At 73.4% G+C, this 26,695-nt stretch carries 32 protein-coding genes; 18 read left to right on the top strand and 14 right to left on the bottom strand.

All coding sequences use genetic code 11. The features are described from left to right. Positions 1-44: 44 nt before the first annotated feature. Positions 45-647, top strand: coding sequence for a TetR/AcrR family transcriptional regulator (locus KIK08_RS02630; RefSeq protein WP_214401335.1), 603 nt, complete (start codon positions 45-47; stop codon positions 645-647). A 462-nt stretch (positions 648-1,109) separates the two neighbouring features. Continuing rightward, a complete protein-coding gene (locus KIK08_RS02635) occupies positions 1,110-2,288 on the top strand; it encodes an ABC transporter substrate-binding protein (RefSeq protein ID WP_214401336.1) in 1,179 nt (392 codons plus the stop codon). 27 nt (positions 2,289-2,315) lie between these two features. Here the strand turns inward: KIK08_RS02635 and KIK08_RS02640 are convergent, their stop codons facing one another. Together KIK08_RS02640 and KIK08_RS41470 are read right to left on the bottom strand one after the other, a co-directional pair. Continuing rightward, the gene (locus tag KIK08_RS02640; protein ID WP_214401337.1) at positions 2,316-2,741 is read right to left on the bottom strand and encodes an SRPBCC family protein; all 426 of its coding nucleotides are present in this window, start codon (positions 2,739-2,741) and stop codon (positions 2,316-2,318) included. A 75-nt stretch (positions 2,742-2,816) separates the two neighbouring features. Then, positions 2,817-3,650: a helix-turn-helix domain-containing protein gene (locus KIK08_RS41470; RefSeq protein WP_214401338.1), complete on the bottom strand. Its 834-nt coding sequence runs from the start codon at positions 3,648-3,650 to the stop codon at positions 2,817-2,819. 316 nt (positions 3,651-3,966) lie between these two features. Here KIK08_RS41470 and KIK08_RS02650 point away from each other — a divergent pair, with 316 nt between their 5' ends. Beyond that, a complete protein-coding gene (locus KIK08_RS02650) occupies positions 3,967-4,224 on the top strand; it encodes a hypothetical protein (RefSeq protein ID WP_214401339.1) in 258 nt (85 codons plus the stop codon). 9 nt (positions 4,225-4,233) lie between these two features. Here KIK08_RS02650 and KIK08_RS02655 read toward each other — a convergent pair whose 3' ends face one another. Both KIK08_RS02655 and KIK08_RS02660 read right to left on the bottom strand, forming a co-directional pair. Next, positions 4,234-4,884 (bottom strand): response regulator, encoded by a 651-nt coding sequence (locus KIK08_RS02655; protein WP_308257345.1) that lies wholly within the window; start codon positions 4,882-4,884, stop codon positions 4,234-4,236. After that, on the bottom strand, positions 4,881-5,885 hold the full coding sequence (locus KIK08_RS02660; protein WP_214401340.1) for a HAMP domain-containing sensor histidine kinase: 1,005 nt from the start codon (positions 5,883-5,885) through the stop codon (positions 4,881-4,883). The genes KIK08_RS02655 and KIK08_RS02660 overlap by 4 nt, the downstream gene beginning before the upstream one ends. A 249-nt stretch (positions 5,886-6,134) precedes the next feature. Between KIK08_RS02660 and KIK08_RS02665 the strand changes: the two genes are divergently transcribed. The 6 genes from KIK08_RS02665 (at position 6,135) to KIK08_RS02690 (ending at position 10,731) form a co-directional block, all read left to right on the top strand. Next, a complete protein-coding gene (locus KIK08_RS02665) occupies positions 6,135-6,590 on the top strand; it encodes a CBS domain-containing protein (protein ID WP_214401341.1) in 456 nt (151 codons plus the stop codon). Between the two features lie 28 nt (positions 6,591-6,618). Continuing rightward, complete coding sequence (locus tag KIK08_RS02670) at positions 6,619-7,899, top strand: ArsB/NhaD family transporter (protein WP_408004624.1); 1,281 nt, start codon at positions 6,619-6,621, stop codon at positions 7,897-7,899. Positions 7,900-8,061: 162 nt separating this feature from the next. Continuing rightward, on the top strand, positions 8,062-8,430 hold the full coding sequence (gene yidD, locus KIK08_RS41475) for a membrane protein insertion efficiency factor YidD (protein ID WP_214401342.1): 369 nt from the start codon (positions 8,062-8,064) through the stop codon (positions 8,428-8,430). A 102-nt stretch (positions 8,431-8,532) separates the two neighbouring features. After that, positions 8,533-8,712 carry a hypothetical protein gene (locus KIK08_RS02680; protein ID WP_214401343.1) on the top strand — a complete coding sequence of 60 codons (180 nt, stop codon included), beginning with the start codon at positions 8,533-8,535 and terminating at the stop codon, positions 8,710-8,712. 67 nt (positions 8,713-8,779) lie between these two features. Then, the gene (locus KIK08_RS02685; protein WP_214401344.1) at positions 8,780-9,274 is read left to right on the top strand and encodes an ATP-binding protein; all 495 of its coding nucleotides are present in this window, start codon (positions 8,780-8,782) and stop codon (positions 9,272-9,274) included. Between the two features lie 344 nt (positions 9,275-9,618). Next, entirely contained in the window at positions 9,619-10,731 is a 1,113-nt protein-coding gene (locus KIK08_RS02690; protein ID WP_214401345.1) for a PP2C family protein-serine/threonine phosphatase, read from the top strand. Between the two features lie 17 nt (positions 10,732-10,748). Here the strand turns inward: KIK08_RS02690 and KIK08_RS02695 are convergent, their stop codons facing one another. Continuing rightward, entirely contained in the window at positions 10,749-12,164 is a 1,416-nt protein-coding gene (locus tag KIK08_RS02695) for an MFS transporter (RefSeq protein ID WP_214401346.1), read from the bottom strand. Positions 12,165-12,230: 66 nt separating this feature from the next. Between KIK08_RS02695 and KIK08_RS02700 the strand changes: the two genes are divergently transcribed. Next, complete coding sequence (locus KIK08_RS02700) at positions 12,231-12,731, top strand: winged helix-turn-helix transcriptional regulator (protein ID WP_214401347.1); 501 nt, start codon at positions 12,231-12,233, stop codon at positions 12,729-12,731. Here the strand turns inward: KIK08_RS02700 and KIK08_RS02705 are convergent. Then, a complete protein-coding gene (locus tag KIK08_RS02705) occupies positions 12,715-13,962 on the bottom strand; it encodes an MFS transporter (RefSeq protein WP_214401348.1) in 1,248 nt (415 codons plus the stop codon). The two genes, KIK08_RS02700 and KIK08_RS02705, sit on opposite strands and share 17 nt — an antisense overlap. 133 nt (positions 13,963-14,095) lie before the next feature. Continuing rightward, a complete protein-coding gene (locus tag KIK08_RS02710; RefSeq protein ID WP_214401349.1) occupies positions 14,096-14,419 on the bottom strand; it encodes a hypothetical protein in 324 nt (107 codons plus the stop codon). 336 nt (positions 14,420-14,755) lie between these two features. On the opposite strand from KIK08_RS02710, the gene KIK08_RS02715 reads away from it, so the two are divergent. Together KIK08_RS02715 and KIK08_RS02720 are read left to right on the top strand one after the other, a co-directional pair. Beyond that, positions 14,756-14,968, top strand: a complete 213-nt coding sequence (locus KIK08_RS02715; protein WP_214401350.1) for a KTSC domain-containing protein — start codon at positions 14,756-14,758, stop codon at positions 14,966-14,968. 82 nt (positions 14,969-15,050) lie between these two features. Further along, positions 15,051-15,749: a DUF899 family protein gene (locus tag KIK08_RS02720; RefSeq protein WP_214401351.1), complete on the top strand. Its 699-nt coding sequence runs from the start codon at positions 15,051-15,053 to the stop codon at positions 15,747-15,749. A gap of 16 nt (positions 15,750-15,765) precedes the next feature. Here the strand turns inward: KIK08_RS02720 and KIK08_RS02725 are convergent, their stop codons facing one another. Both KIK08_RS02725 and KIK08_RS02730 read right to left on the bottom strand, forming a co-directional pair. Further along, positions 15,766-16,776: an LLM class flavin-dependent oxidoreductase gene (locus tag KIK08_RS02725; protein ID WP_214401352.1), complete on the bottom strand. Its 1,011-nt coding sequence runs from the start codon at positions 16,774-16,776 to the stop codon at positions 15,766-15,768. A 138-nt stretch (positions 16,777-16,914) separates the two neighbouring features. Continuing rightward, a complete protein-coding gene (locus tag KIK08_RS02730; RefSeq protein ID WP_214401353.1) occupies positions 16,915-17,454 on the bottom strand; it encodes a DUF1707 domain-containing protein in 540 nt (179 codons plus the stop codon). 271 nt (positions 17,455-17,725) lie between these two features. Here KIK08_RS02730 and KIK08_RS02735 point away from each other — a divergent pair, with 271 nt between their 5' ends. Continuing rightward, a complete protein-coding gene (locus tag KIK08_RS02735; RefSeq protein WP_214401354.1) occupies positions 17,726-19,072 on the top strand; it encodes an MFS transporter in 1,347 nt (448 codons plus the stop codon). Positions 19,073-19,114: 42 nt separating this feature from the next. Here the strand turns inward: KIK08_RS02735 and KIK08_RS02740 are convergent, their stop codons facing one another. Next, entirely contained in the window at positions 19,115-20,005 is an 891-nt protein-coding gene (locus KIK08_RS02740) for an aminoglycoside phosphotransferase family protein (protein ID WP_214401355.1), read from the bottom strand. Between the two features lie 71 nt (positions 20,006-20,076). Between KIK08_RS02740 and KIK08_RS02745 the strand changes: the two genes are divergently transcribed. The 3 genes from KIK08_RS02745 (at position 20,077) to yczE (ending at position 22,284) form a co-directional block, all read left to right on the top strand. Next, positions 20,077-20,634 carry a flavoprotein gene (locus KIK08_RS02745; RefSeq protein WP_214401356.1) on the top strand — a complete coding sequence of 186 codons (558 nt, stop codon included), beginning with the start codon at positions 20,077-20,079 and terminating at the stop codon, positions 20,632-20,634. A 44-nt stretch (positions 20,635-20,678) separates the two neighbouring features. Next, entirely contained in the window at positions 20,679-21,593 is a 915-nt protein-coding gene (locus KIK08_RS02750) for a TIGR03620 family F420-dependent LLM class oxidoreductase (protein WP_308257346.1), read from the top strand. A gap of 67 nt (positions 21,594-21,660) precedes the next feature. Further along, positions 21,661-22,284, top strand: a complete 624-nt coding sequence (gene yczE / locus KIK08_RS02755) for a membrane protein YczE (RefSeq protein ID WP_214401357.1) — start codon at positions 21,661-21,663, stop codon at positions 22,282-22,284. On the opposite strand, the gene KIK08_RS02760 is transcribed toward yczE, so the two are convergent. Beyond that, positions 22,215-22,709: a hypothetical protein gene (locus KIK08_RS02760; RefSeq protein ID WP_214401358.1), complete on the bottom strand. Its 495-nt coding sequence runs from the start codon at positions 22,707-22,709 to the stop codon at positions 22,215-22,217. The two genes, yczE and KIK08_RS02760, sit on opposite strands and share 70 nt — an antisense overlap. 74 nt (positions 22,710-22,783) lie before the next feature. Here KIK08_RS02760 and KIK08_RS02765 point away from each other — a divergent pair, with 74 nt between their 5' ends. After that, complete coding sequence (locus KIK08_RS02765; RefSeq protein WP_214401359.1) at positions 22,784-23,323, top strand: pyridoxamine 5'-phosphate oxidase family protein; 540 nt, start codon at positions 22,784-22,786, stop codon at positions 23,321-23,323. Positions 23,324-23,475: 152 nt separating this feature from the next. Here KIK08_RS02765 and KIK08_RS02770 read toward each other — a convergent pair whose 3' ends face one another. Genes KIK08_RS02770 through KIK08_RS02780 form a run of 3 tightly spaced genes read right to left on the bottom strand, consistent with a single transcriptional unit; the run spans position 23,476 to position 25,679 of the window. After that, positions 23,476-23,670 (bottom strand): ferredoxin, encoded by a 195-nt coding sequence (locus KIK08_RS02770; RefSeq protein ID WP_214401360.1) that lies wholly within the window; start codon positions 23,668-23,670, stop codon positions 23,476-23,478. A 27-nt stretch (positions 23,671-23,697) separates the two neighbouring features. After that, positions 23,698-24,906: a cytochrome P450 gene (locus KIK08_RS02775; protein WP_214401361.1), complete on the bottom strand. Its 1,209-nt coding sequence runs from the start codon at positions 24,904-24,906 to the stop codon at positions 23,698-23,700. Positions 24,907-24,929: 23 nt separating this feature from the next. Beyond that, on the bottom strand, positions 24,930-25,679 hold the full coding sequence (locus tag KIK08_RS02780; RefSeq protein ID WP_214401362.1) for a siderophore-interacting protein: 750 nt from the start codon (positions 25,677-25,679) through the stop codon (positions 24,930-24,932). Between the two features lie 84 nt (positions 25,680-25,763). Between KIK08_RS02780 and KIK08_RS02785 the strand changes: the two genes are divergently transcribed. Further along, on the top strand, positions 25,764-26,693 hold the full coding sequence (locus KIK08_RS02785) for a LysR family transcriptional regulator (protein ID WP_308257347.1): 930 nt from the start codon (positions 25,764-25,766) through the stop codon (positions 26,691-26,693). The last annotated feature ends 2 nt before the right edge of the window (positions 26,694-26,695 follow it).

Raw genomic sequence — 26,695 nt, forward strand, 5'->3', positions numbered from 1 at the left:
CTGGACGGGTGTCCAAACGGGTGGGGTCGGTTAGCCTACCCGTGATGACAGCCACCGTCGGACGGGTCGACAAGTTCGAGGAGCGCCGCCGCGAGCTCGCGGACGCGGCGCTGCAGACCCTGTCCGAGCTCGGTTACGCGCGCACGAGCCTGCGCGAGATCGCCCAGCACACGTCCTTCTCGCACGGCGTGCTGCACTACTACTTCCGCGACAAGGTCGAGCTGATCACCTACTGCGTGCGCCGCTACAAGGCGGTGTGCGTGCTGCGCTACGACGAGGTCATCGCGGCCGCCCGCACCGGCGAGGAGCTCTCCACGGGGTTCGCCGCGGCCATGGCCGGCACCCTCGTCGTCGACGCCCGCATGCACCGGCTCTGGTACGACCTGCGCTCCCAGTCGCTGTTCGAGCCCGCCTTCCGCGACGACGTCCGCGAGATCGACGCCATCCTCGAGGACATGATCACGCGGGTGGTCGGGCGCTACGCCGAGCTCGTCGACGGGGTGCCGGTGCTGCCGTCCTCGGCCGCCTACGCCGGTTTCGACGGGTTGTTCCAGCAGGCCCTGCTGCGGCACCTGTCCGGTGTGGAAACGGCGCCCGCGCAGTTGCGCGTCGATGTCGAGCGGTTCCTGGCGCTGGTCACGGCCTGACCGCGGCCCGGTGCGCCCGACCTCGCCCGCACCGGGGAGGGCCCGGTGACGTGGCCGTTCACGGCTGGATTAATGTACGCCGGAAGTGTTCGCACGATTCCCGAACAGAATCGTCGGAAATGCGGTGCCCGGGCGGACCGGGTGGGGTGCGGCGCTTGTGGCGCTTTGTACTCCGAACGGGGCGGCGCTGAGTCTCGGCGTGTCGCGCGGCCGGCGGTTCGCCGCCTTCCGCGACAGGTCCTGCCGAGCGGACGAGCGGTCAGCTCACCCGAACAGGTGTAAGTGTTGCCCCGCTGACGACGCTGAGTAGTCGAGCGCTATTGTCCCGCAGCGACGTGCGATAGGGATCACAAACCATCCGTGCGTCGGTGGCCCCACGCAGTGTTCGACCCACGCAGTGTTCGACGAGGGACGGTCGGGATGAGTGCTTCGGACCTGAGCCGACGCCGGTTCTTAGGCGCGATGGCGGCGGTGGCGGGCGCCCCGTTGCTCGCCGCGTGCGGCGGTAGCGCGTCGGGGGCGGGTGCCGTCGCGGACCCCAGCGCCGCGGTGCGGGTGGGCCTCGTCGTTCCCCAGTCCGGGGTCTACGAGCCGCTGGGCGGCGACATGAAGCGCGGCTGGGAGCTGTGGCTCGCCCAGCACGGCAACACGCTCGGCGGCCGGCAGGTCACCACGATCGTCGCCGACGAGGGCGACAGCCCGGACCGGGGCGTGCCGACCGTGCAGCGGGTGCTGCAGAGCGACCAGGTCGACGTCGTCGTGGGCCTGGTGAACTCGGCGACCGCGCTGGCCGCGGCGCCGCTCATCGTGCGGGCCAAGAAGCTGCTGCTGGTCGGCAACGCCGGCGCCGCGGACATCACCGGGCGCCACCGCACGCCCTACATCTGGCGCACCTCCTTCCAGAACGCGCAGGTGGCCGCGGCGGTCGGTCCCTACCTCGCGCAGGAGAACATCCCCGGTGGCGTCTTCCTGATCGCCCCGGACTACGCCGCGGGCAGCGAGGCGCGCGTCGGGTTCAAGGTGGCCTTCGAGCGGGCGGGCGGCACGATCGCCGGGCAGGCCGGCCCGGAGTTCGGCAAGACCCAGGACTTCGGCCCGTACCTGCAGGAGATCCGCGAGTCCGGCGCGGGTGCGGTGTTCTGCTTCTTCGCCGGCGCGGAGGCGGTGCGGTTCGTCCAGCAGTACGCCGCGTTCGGGCTCGGCGACATCCCCCTCTACGGCTCCGGCTTCCTCACCGAGGGCGGGGTCCTGGACGGGCAGGGCGAGGCCGCGGTGGGCGTGCGGACGTCGCTGTTCTACTCCGACCGCCTGGACAACCCGGCCAACGTCGCGTTCGTCGACGCCTACCGGGCCGCCTACCGGGTCCTGCCGACCTGCTACTCGGTGTCCATGTGGGACGCGGCCGCCGTGCTCGACCGGGCGCTGCGCACCACGAAGGGCCTCGACGGCGACTCGCTCAGCGCGGCGCTGGAAGGGGTCGGCACGATCGACGACAGCCCGCGCGGCCCCTGGGTCTTCGACGGGCAGAGCCCGAAGCAGAACATGTACCTGCGCTCGGTCGAGGGGACCCCGCCCCAGCTGTCCAACGTGGTGATCGCCGACCTCGGGCAGAAGTCGCAGTTCCTGACCGGCTCCGAGTAGCCGAGTAGCCGCGCCCGTCGGCCCGGGTCAGACCCGCCCGCCCTGCACCACCTCGCGCAGCGCGGTGAGCTGGTGGGCGTCGGCCCGGCGGATCGCGGCGCGCACGACCGGGCCCAGCACGACCCAGGGGCCGGCGGTGGCCACGTCGGCGGTGAGTCGGACGCGGGTCCGGTCGTCGGAGGGGAGCAGCCGGTAGGTGTAGCGGGCGGTGACGCCGCCCTGCACGGACACGAGCGTGAGCGCGCGTCCGGGCTCCACCTCCGTGATGGTGCTGGTGCGGGCCCGGCCCCGGGTGCGGAACGTGACGGTCGAGCCGGGCGCGGTGCCGGCGTCGCAGCTCATGGCGTCGATCCCGGGCATCCAGCGCGGCGCGCGCTCCCAGTCGGTGAGCTCGCGCCACACCTCGGCGGCCGGCCTGTCGATCACGGTCTTGCTCTCGAACGCGCGTCGCACGGGGGCTCCTTCGGTGGCGGCCGGGTCGGTCGGCAGGAGTCTGGAGGTCGGCGCGGCCGGCGGCTTGTACGGATTTCACCTCTCCGGCACGAAGCCGGGCTCGTGCTGCCCGGCGGCGAACTCGCGGCGCTGCGCGGCCACGTAGGCCGTCGGCGTGACGCCGGTGTGGCGGCGGAAGTCGCGGATGAAGTGGCTCTGGTCGAACCAGCCCCACTGCGCGGCCAGCGCGGTCCAGTCGACCGCGGAGTGGACGTCGATCCGGGCGAGCAGCCTGCGCAGCCGCAGGATGCGGGCGAGCGCGCGCGGCGCCAACCCGACGACCCGCACGAACTCGCGGTCGAGGTGGGCGTGGGTGACGCCCAGGTCCGCGGCGATCCGGGCGATCGGGCGCCGGGGGTCGGCCTCCAGCGCGGCGACCGCGGCCGCGCAGCGGGCGACACCGGGCCCGTCCGGGCGCAGGCCGGCCAGCAGGGCGTGCTCGACCATGGCCAGCCCCGCCCGCGGGTCGGCGAGCCCCAGCAGCGACTCGCGCAGCGGCCCGGCCGCGGGCCACGCGCCCGCCAGGTCGACGACCCGCCCGCGCAGCTCGGCCGGCCCGGTCCCGAACAGGGCCCGGCAGCCCACCGGCGTCGAGACGACGCCGACGGCCCACGTCTCGGCCGTGGGTGCGTTGACGACGGGCCCGTCGTGCGGCCCGGCCAGCCAGCCGTGCGTCGCCACGAACCGCTCGCCGGTGCCGTTGCGGGGGACCTGGACGATGGGCGCGCCGAGCACGAGCACGGCGACGGTCGACCCCGTCGGCGCGATCCGCTCCTGCCGGTAGGGGATCTGCCCGCGCGCCCACCAGAGCGACTCCGCGTAGGGCGCCAGCGGCGGCCCCGGGCGCACCAGCTCGAACTCGAACTCCACCGCGGGCCCTCCTCGGCGGTGAACCTAGTGTCCCCCGCCGGACGTTGACCACGTATCTCGCCGGCCCAGCTTCCCGCTGACCACACCGGGGACCGGCCCGAGTACGCCCGGTACGAGGGCCGGCCCCGGGCGTGCCCAGCAGAAACCTGGGTCCATCGATGTACCCGCCGAACTTCCGGCGGGGGACACTCGTGGTGACCGGCGGTCCAGACCCGGCTCGTACCCCGTCCGATATGGGTGCTGACCCGCATGGTGGACCGTCGCCGCCCGTCGAAGACTGGGTGCCACCAGCGGCGGGACGACGGGTGGTGAACCGGTGGCGGAGGCGGACGAGGTGCGTGGTGGAGGCGACCGGGCCGGGCAGGAACCCGTCGATGCGGTCGTCGTCCCCGGGACCGGCGGGCTCGGGCCCGAGCACGAGATCGTGCCGGTCTGGGTGCTGATCGCGATCGTGGCCGGGCTCGCGGCGATGTCCGGGTCGGCGGTCGTGCTGGTGCTGCTCAGCGTCGGCACCATCCTCTGGACGATCATGACCGCCGACCGCACCCCGCCGCCGCCCCGGAAGCGCTCGTAGCGTCCGTGCTCAGGGCTCGATGAGCCCGGCCCGGATCGCGTAGCGGGCCAGGTCGAGGCGGTCGCGCAGGCCCAGCTTGTGCAGGATGTTCGCGCGGTGGCGGTCGACGGTCTTGACGCTGATGAACAGGGTCTCGGCGATCTCCTTCGCCGGGTGTCCCTCGGCGATGAGCTTGACGATCTCCTCCTCGCGCGGGGTCAGCACCGTCGTCGGCGGCTTCTCGCCGCGGCGCACCCGCTGCAGGTAGTCGCGGATCAGCGCGGTCACCGCGCCCGGGTAGAGGAACGGCTCGCCGCGCATCGCCGCCCGGCAGGCCTCCAGCAGGTCGCGGTCGGCGACCGACTTCAGCACGTAGCCGCAGGCGCCCGCCTCCAGCGCGGCGAACAGGTACTGCTCGCTGTCGTACATCGACAGCATCAGGATGCGCGCGCCCGGGTCGCGCCGGGAGATCTCCCGGGCCGCCTGGATGCCGGTCATCCGCGGCATCGCGATGTCGAGCACGGCCAGGTCGAACTCCGTCGCGGCGGCCTCCGCGACGGCCTCGGCGCCGTCGGCCGCCTCGGCGACCACCGCCAGGTCGGGTTCGGCGTCGAGGATCATCCGCAGGCCCTGGCGCACGAGCGCGTGGTCGTCGGCGAGCAGGATCCTGGTCGGGGTCACCGTGCGTGCTCCAGTCCGGGCGGGAGGGGGATGGTCAGGCGCACCTCGGTGCCCTGCGAGAGCGGCGAGTCGATGCGCAGGTGCCCGCCCACGAGCAGGGCGCGCTCGCGCATCCCACGGATGCCGGCGCCATCGGTGCGCACGCCGCCGACGCCGTCGTCGGACACCAGCAGGATGAGCCGGTTGCCCTCGACGCGCAGATCGAGCCGCACGCGGTCGGCGTCGGCGTGGCGGGCGACGTTGGTCAGGCACTCCTGGGCGACGCGGTAGACCACCAGCTCCACCTCGTCGGTCAACCCCGCCGGGACGGACTCGGCCGTGCGCTCCACCACGATCCCGCTGGCCTCGGTGAACTCGGTGACCACCGCCCGCAGTGCGCTGGCCAGGCCCAGGTCCTCCAGCACGCCGGGGCGCAGCCTGCGGGCCACCTGGCGGACCTCGTCGAGGCTCGCGCGCACCCCGTCGCGCACGATCCGCAGGTCGTCGGCCAGCTCCGCGGGGGCCCGGTCGGCCACCCGCTTGAGCGACAGCAGCGCCGCGGTCAGGCTCTGGCCGATCTCGTCGTGCAGCTCGCGGGCGATCCGCCTGCGCTCGCCCTCCTGCGCGGCCAGCGCGTGCGCGCTGCTGGCGCTGCGCTCTGCGGTGAGCCGGTCGAGCATCGCGTTGAACGTCGCGATCAACTGCGCGAGGTCGCCGTTGCCGGCGTCGGCCAGCCGGTCGTCGGAGCTGACCAGGTCGACCCGCTCCATGAGTGCGGTCAGCGCCGTCAGCGGGGCGAGGCTGCGCCGCAGCAGCAGTGTGGTGGCGCCGAGGATCATGGTCAGGCCCAGCAGCAGGACGGGCACCTCGGTGAGCAGGATCGGCGAGGACACGGTGGCCGGCGAGAACGCCAGCACGAGCGTCCCGGCCGTGAACACCGTGCCGTTGATGAGCACGAGCCGGCGGAACAGCGCCTGCGCCGGGGTGCGGCGGGGCCGGTCCGGCCGCGCGGTGCGGGTCATGGGCGAAGCCTCCAGCCGGACGTCCGTCGGTGTCCATTCGGGTCGGCAACCAGCCCGCGCGCGGCGGAACGCGCGGGCGCGGGCGCGGATTGCGGGCCGTACCCGCGCCGACATGGGTGCCAGACCCCATACAGCTGCGACCCGCGAGTGCCGAGACTTCCCGACAGCGACGACGGGAGGTGCGGGGGATGGGTGAGCGCTCCGGCTCCGCGGTCGTCGCGGGTCCGTCACCGGCAAAGGAGCGGTGTCATGCAGGCACACGACATCGTCGAGCAGTTGCCGACGGTCCGTGGGTCCGACCTGGTCGCCACCGCGGTGCGGATGATGGCCGAGGCGCACCTGCCGGGCCTGGTCGTGGTGGACGGGCGGGCGCGCCCGCGGGCGGTGCTGCCCGGCACCCAGGTGCTGCGGCTGACGCTGCCGCGCGCGCTGCTGGAGGACCCGGCGCTGGCCCGCACGATCGACGAGGCCAACGCCGGCCTGTTCTGGTCGGAGCTGGGCGACCTGACCGTCGACGAGTGCCTGCCCCGCCACGACCCGCGCCCGGCCGCGGTCCGGCCGGACGCCACCCTGGTGGAGGTGGCGGCGCTGATGGCCCGCGCCCGATCCCCGCTGGTGGCGGTGGTCGGGCCGGCGGGCACGCTGGTCGGCGGCATCACCCTGGTCCGGCTGCTCGACGTGCTGGCCGGGGACGCCCCCGGGTGACGGGCCCGGTGGGCGGTGGCGCGTGCTGATGCCGGGGCTCGCGCTGGGCATCTTCGTCGTCGCGTTCTACTTCATCGCCACGGAGAAGATCGACAAGGTCGTCACGGTCCTGGTCGCGGCCGGGGCGATGACGGTGCTCGGGCTGACGCCCGGTTCGGAGGTGTTCTTCTCCGAGCACGCCGGGATCGACTGGAACGTCATCTTCCTGCTGCTCGGCATGATGATCATCGTCGGCGTGGTCAAGCAGACCGGGCTGTTCGACTTCCTGGCGATCTGGGCGGCCAAGCGCTCGCGGGGCAGGCCCTACCGGCTGATGGTGATGCTGATGCTCATCACCGCGGTGGCCTCGCCGTTCCTGGACAACGTCACCACGATCATGCTGGTCGTCCCGGTGACCGTGGTCGTGTGCAACCGGCTGCGCGTCCCGGCCCAGCCCTACATCATCGCCGAGGTGCTGGCGTCCAACATCGGTGGCGCCGCGACCCTGATCGGCGATCCCCCCAACATCATCATCGGCAGCCGGGCGGGGCTGAGCTTCAACGACTTCCTGGTCCACATGGCCCCGATCGTCGTCCTGATCTTCGCGGTCTTCGTGCTGCTCACCCGGTTCCTGTTCCGCCGCTCCTACACCTACGACCCGGCGCGCGTCGCCGAGATCATGAGCCTCAACGAGCGCCGCGCCATCACCGACCCCGCCCTGCTGGTGCGCTCCCTGTGCGTGCTGGCGCTGGTCGTCATCGGGTTCGGGCTGCACGCCGTGCTGCACCTGGAGCCCTCGATCGTCGCGCTCGTCGGGGCCGGGGTGATGCTGCTGGTCACACGGGCCGACGTCGGCGACGCGCTGCGCGAGGTCGAGTGGCCGACGCTGGTGTTCTTCATGGGCCTGTTCGTCATGGTGGCCGGCCTGGTGCACACCGGCGTCATCGACGCGATGGGCCGCTGGTCGATCGAGATCGTCGGCGACGACTTCTACGCCGCCGCCACCGCGCTCATCTTCGGCTCCGCCGTGCTCGGCGCGTTCTTCGACAACATCCCCTACGTCGCCACCATGGCGCCGGTCGTCGAGGAGCTGGTGGCCACGGTGCCCGACCCGGCGACGGGCCAGGCGCTGTGGTGGGCCTTCGCCCTGGGCGCCGACTTCGGCGGCAACGGCACCGCGGTCGCGGCGAGCGCGAACGTCGTGGCCATCGGCATCGCGGCCCGCACCGGCCACCCCATCTCGTTCTGGCAGTTCACCCGCTACGGCATCGTCGTCACGGCGCTGAGCACCATCATGGCGTGGGGCTACGTGACAATGCGGTACTTCTGACCCCCTGGATGGGTGCTGGACCGCGTAGTGGCCGCATCCGGGCACGGCGGGTTCGGCGCCGGGCCGGCGCACCGAGGTGCCCCCCACGACCTGATCACCCCATCGGGCACACTCCCACCCGACCGCCAGGGGGCGGCTCGATCGTGGTCTCGGGGGTGGGCTGTGGCAGGCGAGGACGGGGCGGCGGGCGAGGCCGAGGAGGAAGCCGACCGCAGCCGGTGCTCGGACGGCTGCGACGGTTGCGATCTACCGTGCGACGGCTGCGAGCTGCCCTGCGACTGCAGCCTGCTGCTCAGCGTGTCCACTCTGCTGCGGCTGGCCGCGTTCCTGGCGCCAGGACGGGCCGGCCGGCGACCCGTCCTGGCGCTGCTGGGCCTCTACCGCCGCAGGCTGACCCGGTTCACGCCGCGCTGCCCGTCGACCCCGTCCTGCAGCGCCTACGCCGTCGCGGCGGTGCAGGACCTCGGCGCCCGCCGCGGGCTGGTCGCCGCGGCCCGCCGGGTGCGCGACTGCGGCCCCCGGCAGCGCTGACAGCACTCCGAGCGGGTGGCAGCGCGCACCGGCCGTTTGCCCCGCCGCCCGCGGGGGAAGCCCGCTCGCTCCGCGGCACCGCGCCGCGCAGGAAGGACTCCGATGGCAGCCACCACCCCGCCCGGGCCGGAGCCGGACGACCGCGACCACCTCAGCGAGGCCGTCGACGAGATGGAGGAGCGGGTCGTCGGGCGCCGCGTCGACCCGCCCCACTCCGACGACGTGGCCGACCCCGACGACACCGGCGACAGCGGCGAAGGCCCCGGGGACGAGCCGTCCTGACCGGGTGATCACCGGGTCCGGCTCCCGCCATCGGGGATCGGCCGCGCAACGCGCATACTGGTCGGGGATGGCTGCAGACGGATCGGCCCGACCCGGTGACGGGGTGCTGGGCACAGCCGTCTCCGACACCGGTCCGATGCCGCCGGTCGAGCTGCTGGTGGCCGAGGTCGCCGTGGCCACGTCCGGGCGTGTGATCCGCGGGCGTCTGCGCGACTGGCTGGAGCGCTGGGGCTGGCGCGACGACGACCTCGACGACATCGTGCTGGCCGTCGACGAGGCCGTCGCCAACGTCGTGGACCACGCCTACCGCGGGCAGCCGGAGGTCGGGAAGGTCCACGTCTTCGCCTGGGTCCTCGTCGGCGCCCAGGATCGCCGGGTGACCGTGTCGGTGACCGACCAGGGCCGCTGGCGCCCGGTCCCCGCCGATCCCGGCTTCCGCGGCCGGGGGCTGCTGATGATGAGCACGTGCATGGCGTCGCTGCACATCGAGCACAGCGCCGGGGGGACCGCGGTGACCATGACCAGCAACGCGCTGCCGTTCGCCCTCTCCGACTCCGCCTGAGGGCCTCCGGCGGGTTGTCGAGGGGCGCCTGCGGCGGGCTGTTGAGGGGCCTCCGGCGGCTCCTACGCGGAGGGCGACCTCTGATTGATCATGTGAGTCGGGGTCCTCGCAGAGCCAGCGGTGTGCTCGCAGCCCGCCGGCGCGCTGCGAGCACCCAGCCAGCGCTGCGGCACCCGCCCGGCGCTGCGAGGACGCCCCTCGCCCGCCGCCGAGCCGATCGCGGGGCGGCACGGCGGGGCGCGGAGATCGGGGACACCCGAGGGCTGGTGCCCTACTGTCGTCCCCGCCTCGCCGACGTCGTGGGGCGATCGAACGGGAGGGTGCGGGTGGATCGGCTGGGCCGGGTGAGCGCCGTCGCACCCCTCGCCGTCATCGCGCTGTTCGCCCTGCTGGACCTCGCGGCCGGCCCGGAACGCTCGGTGCTGGGCCTGGTGGCGATCGGTCCGCTGCTGGCCGCGAGCCTCACCGGCCGCGGGCTGACGATCGCCTACGGGGTGCTGGCCCTCGCCGTCGTCGCGCTGTTGGGCGTCCACGACCAGCAGTACACCGCCGACGACTGGCCGACGCAGGCCGCCCGGCTCTTCGGCGTCGCGCTCGGCGGGCTGTTCGCCTTCGGCGCCTGCGATGCGCGCCTGGCGCGGGAGGACCGCTTGCAGCAGGTCAGCGCCGAGGCCGCGGCGTCGCGCGTGCGGGCCGAGGGTGCCGAGTGGGCGGCCACCTTCGCCGAGGAGTTGCAGCGCACCCTGCTCGCCGACCCGCCGCGGGTGCCGGGGCTGGACGTCGCCGTGCGCTACGTGCCCGCCGCCGAGCACGTGGACGTCGGCGGCGACTGGTACGACGCGTTCCAGGCGGCCGACGGCCGGACGGTGCTGGTGATCGGCGACGTGGCCGGTCACGACGGCCACGCCGCCGTCACGATGGCGCAGTTGCGCAGCAGCGTCCGGGGGATCGCCCACGTGCTGGAGCGCTCACCCGCCGGGGTCCTGGCCGCGCTGGACCGCCTGCTGCACTCGGTCGACCCGCGCGCGATGGCGACGATGGTCATGGCCGAGGTCCGCCCGGGCGACCGCGGCGCCGGCGCGGAGGGACTGGTGCTGCACTGGGCCAGCGCCGGGCACCCGCCGCCGCTGCTGGTGCCCGCCGACGGCTCCGCCCGGCTGGTCGAGCACGACCCCGACCTGCTGCTGGGCGTCGACCCGTCGGCGGTGCGGACCGACCACCGGCTGGCGCTGCGCCGGGGCGACGTGGTCGTGCTGTTCACCGACGGGCTGGTGGAGCGGCGCGGGGTGGCGATCGACGAGGGCCTGGACCGGGTCGTCGCGGTCGCGGCGGGGGTCGGCGGCGGCTCGCTGGACGCCCTCTGCGACGCCCTGCTCGACCCGATCGGCGACCACCCCAGCGACGACGTCGCGCTGCTCGTCCTCCGGGTCGCGGCGGCACCCGAGGTCGGCACCTGAGGTCGGCACGGCCGCGCTCACACCGCGGCCGGGTCGGCGACCGCGACGCGCCTGCGCCGCCCGCTCATGGCCGCGACGAGCCCGAGCGCCGCGGCGGCGACCGGGACCAGCAGGGCGACGTGCAGGGCGTCGACACCAGTCGCGCCCGCCGCGGCCGCGCCGACGTGCACGGCGGTCGCCGCGGACAGCCCGAGGGCGGTCCCGAACTGGGCGGACGTGTAGAGCAGGCCACCGGCCACGCCGTGCTCGGCCTCGTCGACGCCGTCGGTGGCCGCCATGGTCAGCGGGCCGTAGGCCAGCGCGAAGGCGATCCCGAGGACCGCGAAGCTGGGCAGCATGAGCGCGTAGGTCCAGTCCGGCGCGATCGGCAGGAACAGCGCGTAGGCGAGCACCGCGGTGGCCAGGCCCCAGCGCAGCACGGCGAGGTGCCCGAAGCGGTTGACCAGGCGGGTGGTCAGGGTCGGGGCGAGCACCGTGTCGATCGCGATGACCAGCATCGCCAGCGCGGTCTGCAGGGGCGTCCAGCCGCGCAGCTCCTGCAGGTGCAGGGTGACCAGGAACTGGAAACCGGCGAACGCGCCGAGGAACAGCAGCATGGTCGCGTTCGTCCGGGCGAGGCCCGGTGTCCGCAGCAGCCCCAGCCGCACCAGCGGCGCGGGCGAGCGGCGTTCCACGGCGACGAAGACCCCGACCAGCGCGGCCCCCGCGACCAGCACGGCGACGGTGGTCGCGACGCCCTCGCCGGGCGCCTCGAGCCGCAGGACGCCGTAGGCCAGCAGCAGCATCGCCGCGGTGATGCTCGCCGTCCCGGCCAGGTCGAGGCGTCCGCCGACGAGCCGTCCACCGGGGTCGCGGACGAGCACCGCGGCGGCGACCAGGATGATCGCGGACAGGATCACCGGGGCGAAGAACACCCACCGCCAGCCCACCGCGGTGAGCAGGCCCCCGGCCACCAGCCCGAGGGAGAAGCCGCCCGATGCGGTGCCGGCGTAGAAGCCCAGCGCCCTGGTGCGCAGCGGGCCGGCCGGGAAGGTGGCGGTGACCAGGGCCAGCCCGGCCGGGGTCAGGAAGGCCGCCGCGACGCCGGTGACGAACCGGGCGGCCAGCAGCATCGGGGCGTCGGTGGCCAGCCCGCCGATCCCGGAGAACACCAGGAACACCACGAGCCAGACCAGGAACATCCGCCGCCGCCCGTACAGGTCGGCGGCGCGCCCGCCGAGCAGCATGAAGCCGGCGTAGCCGAGCACGTAGGCGCTGACCACGCCGCTGAGCTCGGCGGTGCCCAGGCCGAGGTCGGCCCGGATCGAGGGCAGGGCCACGTTGAGCATCGCGACGTCGATGCCCTCCAGGAAGATGGCGCCGCACAGCACGAGCAGCGTGGCGCGTTCGCGCGCACCCATCCGCGTCGTTCCGCCGGGTGCGGTCTCGGACATGTCGTGGTCCTCCCGAAGTCGGTTCCCTCTTGTTACCGACCGCACTCTGCGGAAGCATCGACGAACGTGGAAGACGGAACATCACGGTCACCCGGTCACTGCGGTGATACCGGCCCCGACGAGGAGTTCGACGTCCTCAACTGGGACGCCCGCGAGGACTGCGAGGTCCGCCAGATCCTCGACCGGATCGCGGACAAGTGGTCGCTGCTGGCGATCGCCCTGCTCGACCGGCGCCCGCTGCGCTTCACCGAGCTGCGCCGCGCCATCGACGGCATCAGCCAGCGGATGCTCGCCCGCACGCTGCGCCACCTGGAGCGCGACGGCCTGGTGAGCCGCACGGTGCACCCGACGGTGCCCCCGCGCGTCGACTACGAGCTGACCACGCTCGGGGCCACCCTGCACGAGACGATCAAGGCGTTGGTGGTGTGGACCGAGGACCACCAGCGCGAGATCGCCGCCGCCCGCACCGCCTACGACAAGCGGATCGCCGAGGAGCAGGAGCAGGCCGCGCGGGAGGCCGCCGAGCGCGACGCGATCGCGCGGGCGGTACTCAGCGGCCGGCGCTGAGCCGCTGCTGGCGCACCATTGCCGGGGTCGCGAACGCGGAGTACCGCGGGGCCCACCGCGCGAGCGCCCCCGCGGACAGCGCGCCGACGCCGCCCATCACGACGATCCCCGCCGCCAGCGTCCAGACCCCGGCGACCAGTGAGACGATCACCGGGCCGACCGCGACGCCGGTGTCGCTCATCAGCCGCCAGATCGACAGGAAGCGCAGCCGGTCGTCCGGGGGCGCGGCGTCCGCGCCCAGCGTCATGACGATGCCGGAGCCGATGCCGTTGCCCAGGCTCATGACCATGGCCACGACCGTCAGGGCGACGATCCCGCCGGTGAGCGGCAGCGCCGCCATGGCCAGGCCGAGGATCAGCATGGACGGCAGGGCGACGGTCAGCCGCCCGTAGCGGTCCATGACCTTGCCCGACGGGTAGAACAGCGCCATGTCGACGGCGCTGGCGATGCCGAAGACGAGGCTGGTCGCCTCCGGGCTCAGGCCGATGTGCACCGCCCAGAGCGGCAGCACGACCTGCCGGGCGGCGCGGACCGCGCCGATGGCGAGCACGGCGACGCCGAGGGTGGCCAGCAGCGACCGGTGCTCGCGCAGCGTGGCGCCGAACCCGGGGGCGACGCCCGATCGCCGCGCCGGCCGCGGCGGTCCCGCCGGGGCGACGTCCGGGATCACCAGCAGCAGGACGCCGGCGAGCACCGCGGCGCCCGCCGCGACCAGGTAGGCGGCGTGCAGCGACGTCAGGCTGATCGCCGCGGCCCCGAGGAACGGGCCGATGAACAGCCCCACCCGGTGCGAGCCGCCCAGCATCGACAGCGCCCGCGCCCGCAGGTGCGGCGGCGCGACCTCGGTCAGGTACGACTGGCGGGCCAGGTAGAACGTCGAGTTGCCCATGCCGAGCACGAACAGGCAGACCCCGAGCAGCGGCAGCGACGTCGCGAAGAAGCAACCGGTCACGGCGACCACCGAGACCCCGGCCGCCACGACCATCGCCTTGCGGTCCCCGAGGCGGGCAGCGACCGCCGCCGAGGGCACGTTGCCGATCAGTTGCCCGATCCCCAGCAGAGCGACCAGGAAGCCGGCGGTGCCGGCCGAGGCGCCGAGGTCGAGCGCGGTGATGGCGACGACGGGGGTGATCGCGCCGATGCCGACCTCGTAGACGACGGCGGGCAGGAAGACCGACGGGATCAGCGACCGGAGGGTGGGTGCGGGGGCCGGGTCCGTCGTCGCGCTCATCGCGCGCGAACACTACCCCTTGTCATAGCTAACGGCATGCGGGTGTCGCGCACGGCACCGCGGGCCATGGCCGGCGCGGCACCGCGGACCCGGACCGACGGTCGGTCCGGGTCCGCGGGTAACACCGGATCAGTCAGCGGCGAAAGATGAAGAACCGGTTGAAGGAGTTCTCGATCCGGGTCCGGACGGAACTGGTCGTGGTGTTGCCGGAATTGACGTCGACCAGGTCCGAGACATTGATCGCGGTGCAGTTCAGGGCCTGCGTCTGAGTGGTGACCGGCGCGACGGTGTTGACCACGGTCACGCCGTTGATGACCTGGGTCACGGTACCGCCGGACTGCGTGAACGAGCAGGTGTTGGACGCCTGCGTCGGTGCGGTCTCGGCGGCCGCGAGGGGGGTCATGACGAGCAGACCGCTCGCGGCGACGGCCACGACGATCCCAGCCTTCTTCAGCACGGTTTACTCCGGTGATTTCGCGGGCCGACCCCCGATCGGCTCCATTCCTACGGCGCCGCAGAATTGGGGAAGGCGCCGACCGGAAAAGCGTAGCTCCGAAATCCGGGAGAAGGCAAAGAGGTGGCCACCATCGTGTGCCGTATCCCCGGTTCACCGTGACAGCCGGTGCGCATCCGGCGCCTCGTCAGTCCTGTAGGGGACGGCCACCGGGACCGCTCGCCCACGCTTCGCCGAAGCGGAGCCGCGCCGGCGTCACCCGGGAATGTCGGTGGTCGCCGGTAGACATGCGGTGGCGGTCGGGGGAGCGCTCGACCACGAGGGCCTTGGGGGAACGCGATGATCCGGCAGCAGGTGGAGTCCAGCGGCGTGCGCTCGCTCGGGTACGACCCGGCCAACCGGGCCCTGGAGGTGGAGTTCGCCGGCGGCGGGGTCTACCGCTACCTCGACGTGCCCATCGGCGTGGTCGAGAGGCTGGCCGTGGCCCCGAGCATCGGCAGCTACGTGGCCAGGAAGATCCGCAACGTCTACCGGTACCGCCGCGTCGGGTGAGGCGGCGGCCTCCGGCGACCGATGAGTTCCGGGGCCGCCGCGGGTCTGCACAGTGACCGCGCCAGCACCCATCGGAGGAGCCATGTCCCTACCGCAGATCACCGACCACGACACCTGGGCGTCCGCCCTCGCCGAGCACCGCGCGCGGGAGAAGGAGGTCACCCGGCGCGTGGACGCGCTGGCCGCGGACCGCAGGCGACTGCCCATGGTCGAGGTCGGGCCCTACACGCTGCGCGGCGAGCACGGCGAGGTCGACCTGGCGGAGGTGTTCGAGGGCCGCGGCCAGCTGATCACCTACCACTTCATGTGGAACCCGGGCGCGCGCGACCAGTGCGGCGGCTGCACGTTCTTCACCAGCCACATCGGCACGCTCGAACCGCTGCACAGCAAGGACACGACGTTCGCGGTCGTGACGGTCGGCCCCTGGGAGGAGGCGGTCGCCTACCGCGACCGCTTCGGCTGGACGATGCCCTGGTACTCCTCGGCCGACAGCCCCTTCGGCGCCGACATGGGCGCGGGTCCCGGCGGCGGCTTCGGGCTGAACGTCTTCGTCCGCGACGGCGACCGCGTCTTCCGCACCTACCACACCAGCGGGCGCGGGTCGGAGCCGTTCACCAACACCTGGGCGCTGCTCGACCTCACCCCGAACGGCCGCCGCGAGCCGTGGCAGGACACCCCGCAGGGCCGCCCGCAGGAGCCGCCCTACTACTGGTGGCCCGAGCCGGAGCGCTACGCCGCGGAGTACCGCGACAACCAGGAGGTCCGCGCCAAGCGCGGCTGAGCGCGCCGCCCGGGGGTCACGCCCCGACGCTCTCCCGCGTGATCCCCACAGCGGCCGCCGTCAGCTCCACCGAGCGCAGCCGGGCGCCGAGGTCCTCGGCGTGGTGCGCCACGATCAGCTCGTCGGCCTGGGCCGACGCGGCGAAGTCCGCCAGGAAGCGCCGCACGTCGTCGCCGGTCCCGATGGCGGTGTAGCGCATCATGTCGGCGATGTGGCGGCCGTTGGGCGTGGCCAGGAACGCGTCGATCTCGGCGTCGTCGTACTCCGGCGCCCCGGGCTGCCGGCTGATCATCGACCGGACCCGCCGCCTGCGCACCGCGTCGAACTGGCGCTGCGCCTGCTCGGCGTCGTCGGCGGCGACGACGTTCGCGCCGGCGATGACGTAGGGCTCGGCGAGCTGCTCGGAGGGGCGGAACTCGTCGCGGTAGCTGGCGACCGCGGCGTGCAGCGCCTGCGGGGCGAAGTGCGAGGCGAACGCGTAGGGCAGGCCGAGGCGCGCGGCCAGCTGGGCGCCGTACAGCGACGAGCCCAGGATGTAGAGGGGCACGTCGGTGCCGGCGCCGGGCACGGCCTGCACACCGGGGATGACGGAGCGGCCACGCAGGTAGCCCTGCAGCTCCAGCACGTCCTGCGGGAACGTCTCCGACGCGGAGGCGTCGCGGCGCATGGCGCGCATGGTCACCTGGTCGCTGCCCGGGGCCCGGCCCAGGCCCAGGTCGATCCGCCCGGGGTGCAGCGTCTCCAGCGTGCCGAACTGCTCGGCGATCGTCAGCGGCGAGTGGTTGGGCAGCATGACCCCACCGGCGCCGAGCCGGATCGTCGACGTGTGGTCGGCCACGTGGCCGATGAGCACGCTCGTGGCCGACGAGGCGATCGAGGGCATGTTGTGGTGCTCGGCGTACCAGACGCGCCGGTAGCCGAGCCGCTCGGCGGCCCGGGCGAGCTCGACGCTGGCCGCGAAGCTCTCCCGTGGCGTCTGGCCGGGCGCGACCGGGGCGAGGTCGAGGATCGACAGGGCGAGCACCATGCGGGCGTCCTCCGGGGTTCGGATCCGGTGGGGGCGCGGCCGCGCTCCCCGTACCGTGCAACCCGCCCGCGGCCGAGATCCATCCCCCGCTCCGCTGCGCGAGCGGCCCGTCACGTCCCGGCCCTGCCGGCCGGCTCGTCAGGGGCGCAGCGGGCGCCCCTCGCGGTCGACGGGGCGGCCGGCGAGGATCACGATGCCGTCGATCCACGCCCACACCAGGCCGATGCCGAGCGGGCTGAGCAGCAGCTGGGCCACACCCAGCCCGGTGTGCCCGGTGTAGAAGCGCCCGATCCCGCAGGGGATCAGCAGCTGCAGCAACCCGGCGATGAGCTTCTGGCGCTCGGAGTACGGGACGCCGGTCGCCGGCTCGCGCCCGTGCGGGGCGTCGGGGGAGTAGGCCGTGTTGGGGGCGGGGTACGCCGGCGGGTACGACCTCGGGTACGGCGCGAGGGGGTACGGCGCCGACGGCGGGACCGCGACCGCGGCGGGCGCCCCGCTGCGCGGGAGGTCCTTGAACAGCGGGGCCAGGTCCTCATCGGTGCGGGCGGCGTACGCGGCGGCCACGCGCTCGTCGTACTCGTCGGTGTCGAGCCTGCCCTCGGCGAAGTGCTCGCCCAGCTCCCGCACCGCGGCCTCGCGCTCGCTGTTGCCGATGCGCACGGGGTCCGGGGTGCTCACGGCACCACGGTACCGGCGGGGCCGCGCGGCCCCCCGCGCCGCGCACACCCCCGGCGCCACGCACACCGCCTGGCGTCACGCACCTGGCCGCCGCCGCGCACATGTCACGACGTGTGCGCGGCGGCCACGCGTTGAGCGTGACCGGCTGTCCTCCGACGACCCCACTCCGCTGCGACAATCAGTCTCTTGTCAGATTGCTCAACAATCCGTACCGTGACGCAGACCTCATCCGGACCGCTCGGCCGACCGCCGACGCCGCTAAGGAGCACTGATGGCGACTACCCCCGTGGACCGAGGCGCGAACCGACCGTCGTCCGTGCGTCGTGTCGTGATCGCGAGCCTCGTCGGCACCTCACTGGAGTGGTACGACTTCTTCATCTACGGCACCGCCGCCGCGCTGGTGTTCAACACCCTGTTCTTCCCCAGCTTCGACCCGCTGGTCGGCACGCTGCTGGCGTTCACGACGGCCGCGGTCGGCTTCGTCGCCCGGCCGCTGGGCGGGATCGTCTTCGGGCACTACGGCGACCGGATCGGCCGCAAGAACGTCCTGGTCGTCACGCTGCTGCTGATGGGGATCGCGACCTTCGCGATCGGGCTCGTCCCGACCTACGCCGTTTTCGGCATCGGCGCGCCGATCCTGCTGGTCGTGCTGCGCTTCCTGCAGGGCATCGGGCTCGGCGGCGAGTGGGGTGGGGCGGTGCTCATGACCCTGGAGTCGGGCGATCCCGCCCGGCGGGGGCTGAACGCGAGCTGGCCCCAGGTCGGCGTGCCGGTCGGGCTGCTGCTGTCCAACGGCGTGCTGTGGGTGATGCAGGCGGTCACCGACGAGGAGGCGTTCGCGAGCTGGGGCTGGCGGGTGCCGTTCCTGCTCAGCGGCCTGCTGGTGATCGCCGGGCTGTGGATCCGGGTGTCGATCGCGGAGAGCCCGCTGTTCGAGAAGGTCGAGAGCGCGGGCGCGAAGACCCGCGCCCCGATCGTCGACGTGCTGCGCAGCTACCCCCGGGAGATCCTGCTCGCGCTGGGCGCCCGGGTCGGCGTCGACGTCGCCTTCTACATCTTCGTCCTGTTCATCACCACCTACATCACCACGTACCTGGGGCTGCCCAGCGGGCTGGCGCTGGGCGGCGTGCTGATCGGGGCGGCCTGCCAGATCTTCTTCATCCCGCTGTTCGGGGCGCTCTCGGACCGCTTCGGGCGGCGGCCGGTCTACCTGGCGGGCGCGGTCGGCGCCGCAGGGTGGGTGTTCGCGTTCTTCGCGCTGCTGGACACCGGAAGCTTCGCGCTGATCGTGCTGGCCACGGTCGTCGCGCTGCTGTTCCACGCCGCCATGTACGCGACCCAGGCCTCCTTCATCGCCGAGATGTTCCCGACCCGGATCCGCTACAGCGGGGCGTCGATGGGCTACCAGCTGGCCGGCATCGTCGGCGGCGCGCTCGCCCCGATCATCGCCACCGCCCTGCTGAGCGCCTACCAGACCTCGCTGGCCGTCTCGCTCTACGTCGTCGCCGTCCTCGCCCTGACGGTGGTCTGCGTCCTGATCGCCCGGGAGACGTCGCGGCTCGACATCGCCGCGGACGACGCCACGTACCGCGCGCGTACCGAGCAGTCCGCCGTCTGAACGCGGGGCGGGCCGCGGGACCACTCCGCGGCCCGGCGCCGGTCAGGCGGTGCGCGACAGGCGCCGGAGGGTCCGCCGGCCCGTGCGGCTCAGCCCGGGGCACGACCGGGCGTAGTACCAGACCAGCCCCATGGACTGGGCGAACGCCCACGCCCTGCCCCGCTCCCACTCGACGTCGCCGCAGCCCAGGGCCGCCCGGAACGCCTCGCGCGGCCCGTCGTCGAGCAGGTGCCACGCCGCGACCAGGTCGAGGGCGGGGTCGGCGGGCCCGAACCCGCCGCCGTCCAGCACCCCGGCCAGGCGCCCCCCGGCCACCAGCACGTTGCCGGGGATCAGGTCGCCGTGCGACATCACGTCGGCGCCCGCGCGGGGTAGCAGCCGGAACCCGGCCCACATCCGCTCCAGCGCCGCGACGTCGAGCAGTCCCGCGGATTCCCGGAAGCAGGTCCGCATCCAGGGGTCCTGGCCGCGCAGGTCGCCACCGCGACCCGTCCCGGCGAACGTCCGGCCCCCGGTGCCAACCCCGCGCAGGGCGCCGATGAAGGCGGCGAGGTCGAGGGCGAACGCCTCCGAGCCGCTCGGGTCGTCGTCCGCGGCCGCGGTGCCCGGCAGCCAGGTCTGGACCGCCCAGGGCAGCGGGTGGCCGCGCCCGGGCTCCCCGATCGCGACCGGCTCCGGCGTCGGGACGGGGCTGTGCCGAGCCAGCTCGCGCGCGGCGGCCGCCTCGGCCTCCAGCCGGCCCCGCACCTCGTCCGGGTCGCCCGCCCGCAGCGGGAACCGGGCCGCGAGCCCGTCGCCGATGCGGTGGATCGCGTTCACCGTGCCCTCGGCGACCACCTCGCGGACCGGCAGGCCCGCCCACCGCGGGAACTGGTCGGCGATCATTCCGCGGGCGACCTCGGTGGCGACGCGCACCTCGTCGCTGTGCATCATCGCGACGAGTGTCGCCGGCGGTCGGGGCGGAGCGCACTCCGATTACCCGGCGAGCGGTGGAGGACGCGGCGATGGGCGGGACCACGAGGACGCTGGGGCTGGTCGGCTCCGGCGCGGGCGGGGTGGAGGGGCTCCGGGGCGGGCTGGTCGAGCCGCTGGTCAGGTCCGGGTGGCGGATCGCCGTGACGCTCACCCCCACCGCGGGCCGGTGGCTGCGGGCGACGGGCGCCGCCGACGAGCTCGCGAGGATCACGGGGCTGCCCGTCCGCGTCGACGCGCGCATGCCGGGCGACAGCCGACCGCACCCGTCGGCCGACGTCTACGCCGTGGTCCCCGCCTCGGCGAACACCATCGCCAAGCTCGCCGTGGGCATCGCCGACAACCAGGCCCTCACCACGATCAACGAGGCCATCGGCACCCCCGGCGTCCCGGTCGTCGTGTTCCCGCGGATCAACGCCGCGCACGCCCGGCACCCGAGGTGGGACTCCCACGTCGCCGCGCTGCGCGCCGCCGGCGTGCACCTCGTCGACGGCGAGGACGTCTGGCCCCTGCACGAGGCGCGCGCCGAACCGCCCCGGGACCTGCCCTGGCAGCACATCCGGGAGCGGATCGTCACGGCGACGGCGTGATCGTGAAGCGCGCGGGCGCCGTGCGTCCCTCGTAGGGTCGCGGGGTGACGGATTCGACGCCCCGCTTCCCGCTGCCCCCCGTCGGTCTCTGGACCGCCGCCCTCGACGTGGTCCCCGCGGCCCGCGCCCGGGAGCTGGCCGCGGAGCTGGAGTCGCTCGGGTACGGCGCCGTGTGGATCCCGGAGGTGGCCGGCCGCGACCCCTTCGTCCACCTGTCGATGCTGCTCTCGGCCACCGAGCGGCTCGTCGGGGCGACCGGTATCGCGAACATCTGGGCCCGCGACGCCGTTGCCACGTCCTGCGCGACCAAGACCCTCACCGAGGCCTACCCGGAGCGGGTGCTGATCGGGCTGGGGGTCAGCCACGAGAACCTGGTCAGCGGGCTGCGTGGGCACAACTACGACAAGCCGCTCACCGCCATGCGCGAGTACCTCGACGCGATCGAGCGGGCGCCCTACATCGCGGAGCGGCCCACGACGCCGGTGCGCTACGTCCTGGCCGCGCTGCGCCCGAAGATGCTCGACCTCGCCGGGCAGCGCACCGACGGCGCCCACCCGTACTTCGTCACCCCCGAGCACACCGCCCGAGCGCGGGCCGCGCTCGGGCCGGGCCCGCTGCTGTGCCCCGAGCAGGCCGTCCTGCTGGAGACCGATCCCGCCCGGGCCCGCGAGATCGGCCGCGGCTACACGTCGGTCTACCTCAGCCAGCCGAACTACGTGAACAACGTCCGCACGCTCGGCTTCGCCGAGTCCGACCTCGCCGACGGCGGGTCCGACGCGCTCGTCGACGCCCTGGTGGCGTGGGGCGACGTGGACACGGTGGTGGCCCGCGTCCGCGAGCACCTCGACGCCGGCGCCGACCACGTCGCCGTGCAGGCCCTGCCCGTGCAGAAGCGCGGTGTGCCCGACGACCAGTGGCGCGAGCTCGCGGCGCCGCTCACAGCGCTGACGACGAGCTGAGCGGCGGGGGTCCACCGGTTCCGGATTGGCCATGGTCAACCGCGCCGCCCGACCGAGGATGGACCCCATGGCCGTCGTCGACCTCCGCCCCATCCCCGTCACCCGCGACCCGGGTCGGCGGCTCCCGCAGCTGCTCGGCGGGCTGGCGCTGTACGGCCTCAGCATGGCGATGCAGATCCGCGCCGGTCTCGGGCTCAACCCGTGGGACGTGCTGCACGAGGGCCTGTCGAAGAACGTGCCGCTCAGCTTCGGCGCGATCACCGCCGTCACCGGGGTGACCGTGCTGCTGCTGTGGATCCCGCTGCGCCAGCGCCCCGGGATCGGCACCGTCGCCAACGTCGCCGTGATCGCCGTCGCGGTCGACGCCGCGCTGTTCGTCATCCCGGCGCCCGACGCCCTCCCGGCGCGGATCGCGCTGCTCGTCGGCGGCGTGCTCCTCAACGGCGTCGCGACGGCGGCCTACGTCGGAGCCCGGCTCGGCCCGGGGCCGCGCGACGGCCTGATGACCGGGCTGTGCGCGCGAACCGGCTGGTCGGTGCGGGTGGTCCGGACCGGCATCGAGGTCGTGGTGCTGGCGACCGGCTGGCTGCTCGGCGGGACGGTCGGCGTCGGCACCGTGCTCTACGCGCTGGCCATCGGCCCGCTGACCCAGCTGTTCCTGCCGTTCCTGGCCGTGCGCGAGCGGACCTGACCGCCGGTGCTCGTCATCCGCAGCGGGGCTCGCAGAGCCGCAACGCGCGCTCGCACCGGCTGCGCGCGGCGCCGATCGGCCCCGAACGCGGCGACCGCCCCCTGAACCCGCTCGACCGGATACCCGTCCTCGACCCACGCCAGCGCCAGGCCGGGCCAGTAGTCCGTGGGCCAACCCAGCGCGTGGCCGAGCAGCTCGTCCCACATCCGGCCCGGGAACGCGCCGGGGACCTGGTCGGTGACTTCGGCGCTCACCTGGGCGCAGGGACGTTCCAGCAGCGGCAGCAGCATCATCAGGTTCCGCCCGGTGGCCGGCGCCCGCACGGCCCCGGCCTCGATCACGCACCAGGAGCCGTCCGGCCCCACCCCGAGCACCAGGCCGTGGTGACCGATCGCCATCACCGGTCGCCAACCGATTCCCGTCACGGCCCTATCGTCCAGCTCCGTCGCCGTGCTGCGAACTGAGCTGAACTGTCGGTGGGAGCTGATTACCTGGCCGAATGTTCGAAACTCCCGACGAGCTGCACAGCCTCCAAGCCCTGCTCGACACGTCTTGGGCCGGCTCCAGCAGCCACCTCAAGTCGATCATTCGGCCAGGTGAAAGGACCTTGGACGCCGAGCAGGTCGTCCGGGTCTGCCAAGGCATGTGCACCCTGGCTGTTGCCACGGTCACCCGCCGGGGAGAGCCACGCATCAGCGGCGTCGACGGGCACCTCCTGCACGGCCGTTGGATCGTCGGCACCCATCGTCACGCCGCGAAAGCCCGCCATCTCGCGGCGCGGCCCGGCATCAGCGCCACCTTCATGCGCGGCGAGCAGCTCGGCATCTTCACGCATGGACTCGCCGTTGAGCTGAACCCCGAGGGGACGAGCAGCGACCCGACCTGGCCGACAGTCCGCGACTACCTCGTCAACCACTACGACGGCGACGGCGACGACCCGTTCTGGGACGAGAACGTGTGGTACCGCATCGACCCCAGCTGGATGGTCGCCTACAGCGCCGATCCCGTCGGGCTGCTCGACCAGCAGCCGGCAGTCTGACGACAGCGCACGCGGGTCCACATCCCGGCGAAAGAGCAGCCGCGCGCCGCGCGGGGACCGGCCGGAGGCCGACGCCGACGCCGCGTTCTGCGGCCGCCGGACCTCGCCGTCGTCGCTGCGGTGCATGGTCGGGCTGCGCCCGACGCCCGACATCACTCGGCAAGGTGGATGGCGAGCGCTGGGCAGAGCGTCGCTGCTGCGCGCGTCGCCTCGTGCAGGTGGGGCGCTGGGGTCTCGTCCAGCAGCACCACGATGCCGTCCTCGTCGCGCTGATCGAAGACCTCGGGTGCAGCGAGGGCGCACTGGCCCGCGCCGACGCAGCCGTCCTCGTCGATGGTCACGTGCATGGGTTCTCCTCGCGGTTCGCTGTGCCGCTACCAGGTGACGGGGAGCGAGTGCAGGCCGTAGACGACGCTGTCGTCCTTGAAGTCGAGTTCCTCGACCGGAACGGCCAGGCGCAGCGTCGGAACGCGGGTGAACAGGGTGCCGAACACCTGCTGCAGCTCGACCCTGGCGAGCTGCTGGCCCAGGCACTGATGCGCGCCGTAGCCGAACCCGAGGTGCGCGGCGGGCCTGCGCCGGACGTCGAGCCGGTCGGCGTCGGAGAACACCGACGCGTCGCGGTTGCCCGACGCCAGCGCCGCGATCAGCCAGTCTCCTGCGCGCAGCGTCTCCGCACCGAGCGGGATGTCCTGGGTGACCGACCGGAACAGGCCGAAGTGGACGATCGTCAGGTAGCGCAGCAGCTCCTCGACTGCCGACGGGAGGAGGCCGGGTTCGGTGCGCAGCGCCTCGACCTGGTCCGGATGCCGGAGCAGGACGGTGGTGCCGAGCGCGATCATGTTCGTGGTCGTCTCGTGGCCCGCGACCAGCAGGGAGAGCACGAGCATGACGAGCTCGTCGACGGTCAGCGGCCGGGGGCTCTCCTCGGAACGCCGGATGAGCCGTGAGGTCAGGTCGTCGCCGGGGTCGCGCATCTTCTCGTGGACCAGGTCGCGGACGTAGCCCATGATCTCGACGTCGGCCTGCTTCGCGATGACCGGGTCGACGTCGACCGAGCTCATGATGGCGCTCTGCTTCTCGAACCGGTCCCGCTGCGCGTAGGGCACGCCCAGCAGCTCGCAGATCACCAGCGACGGTATCGGCAGGGCGAGGGCGCGGACCAGGTCGACCGGCCCCCCGCTCTCGAGCATCGCGTCGACGTGCGAGTCGATCACCTGCTGGATGTGCGGACGCAGCGCCTGGATCCGCTTGACGGAGAACTCGGCGGTGAGCAACCGGCGCAGCCGCACGTGCTCCGCACCGTCGAGCTGCAGGATCGAGCCGGGCAGGACCGGGTCGTCGAACACCGCCTGCGGGTCGGCGTGGGCGATCGGGGGAACCGAGGAGCTCAGGGCGGAGCTGCCGAGCACCGTGCGCACGTCGTCGTAGCGCGTCACGAGCCAGGCGTCGACGCCCGCGGGGCAGGAGACGCGGGCGACCGGGTCGTTCTCGCGGAATCCCTGGTAATCCTCGGCGGGATCGAACGGGCAGCCGGCCGCGTGCTTCCTCGGGAACGCCGGCTTGCTGGATGGTTCGGACATGTGCGCGTACCTCTCGTGCGGAGTCAATGGCCTTTGAGCCCCTTCTTCCCCACGGCCCAGTAGGGGACGTTGCTGACCTGGCGGCCCTGGGCGCCGGCGGCGCGGAGCGCCCGGTACAGGCGCTGGATCGACGATGCCTTGCCGGTCAGCACGCCGGTGGCGGCCGCCTCGGACCGGAAGGCGGTCAGCACGTCGCGTTCGACCTCGTCCAGATGACCGTCGCCGGCCCGCCGGGCGACGAGCGTGGCGTCGGCCAGGTCGAACCGCTCGAGAACGGCGCGCGATTCCTCGACGGAGTCCACCTCGAAGACGAATCGCACGTCGCGGTGGCCCGACGGTGTCTCGCGAGCCGCGATCGCGGTGCTGAACGACGTCTCGTCGCCGAAGAAGACCAGGGGCCGCTGCGGTTTCAGCAGGGAAACGGCACGACGTGGGCCCACGAGGCGGCACGCCGTGCCGACGGTCGCCGACACCGCCCAGTCGGAACCCGGGCCGTTGCCGTGGATGTACCAGAGGATCTCGGCCGTCCTCGTCCCGGGGTCGAACGCCAGCGGCGTGTAGGTGCGGATCTCCCAGGGGCCCAGCAACGCTTCCCCGACGACGATGACCTGAACCATGTCGCCGGGCGTCCAGGACGCCTTCCCGAACCCGTCGCTCGCGAGCGAAACCAGGCGGAAGTGCGGGCCGATCTCCTCGATGTGGCGGACCTCGCCCTCGTGCGTGGAGATGTCGAGGAGCAGCGACGTGAGGCGGCTCTTGCTCGTGGAGACCATGCGACCGACGGTATGGCGCTCGAAATAATCTGTCCAAGACATAGAATGAGCACTTATGAGACATCAGAGGCAACGGTTCCGCCCGTGGAACTGAGACACCTCCGCTACTTCGTGGCGATCGCCGACGGGCAGAGCTTCCGCAGGGCCGCCGAGCAACTGCACGTCTCCCAGTCCCCGTTGAGCCGCCAGATGAAGGACCTCGAGGAGGAGCTGGGCGTCGAGCTCTTCGAGCCGGCCGGCCGCGGGATCAGGCTCACCGCCGCCGGGAAGGTGTTCGCGGAACGGGCCCGCGGCGTGCTCGCGAGCGTCGACTCGGCCGTCGAGGAGACCAGGGACGTCGCGCAGGGGCGGCAGGGCACCGTGGCGATCGGGTTCGAGCAGGGCGCAACGTTCACCGGTGCGCTGGCGTCGCTCATGGCCGCGTTCCGCAGACGTGCTCCACGCGTCGGGCTGGAGCTCGTCGCGATGAGCAGCACCGAGCAGTGGACTGCCCTGCACGACGGGACGATCGCATTCGCCTGCGCGACACACCGGCCTTCCGACGACGCGCTGTCCTCGATGGAGATGACGAGCGACCGGCTCGGGCTGCTGATCGCACTCGACCACCCGCTCGCCTCGCGCGCGGAGATCCGGATGCGGGACCTCGCGGGCGAGCGGGTCGTCCTCGGGCCGCGCGAGCAGGACCCCCGCCTGCACGCCGAGATCGTCTCCGCCTCGCGGGCGCAGGACGTCGACCTCGGCGCGATAGCGGAGGTCGCCGACCTGGAGGTGCTCCTCGCGCTGGTGGCGATCGGCGACGGTGTCACGTTCATCGCCCGTCGGACGGCCGCTTTGGTCACCTCGTTCACCTCGATGGCGTGGCGCCCTCTCGACGACCTCGACATCAGGCTGACCGACGTCGTCGCCTGGCGGTCGAGGGACACGGACCTGCCCGTGGTTCGCACGCTCGTCGAGTGCGCCCGCGAGATCCGGCCGCTCCTGCAACCCGACGCGCCGTCCACCGGGACGTCCTGAAC

Source organism: Pseudonocardia lacus (genome assembly GCF_018531445.1).
GTDB lineage: Bacteria > Actinomycetota > Actinomycetes > Mycobacteriales > Pseudonocardiaceae > Pseudonocardia > Pseudonocardia lacus.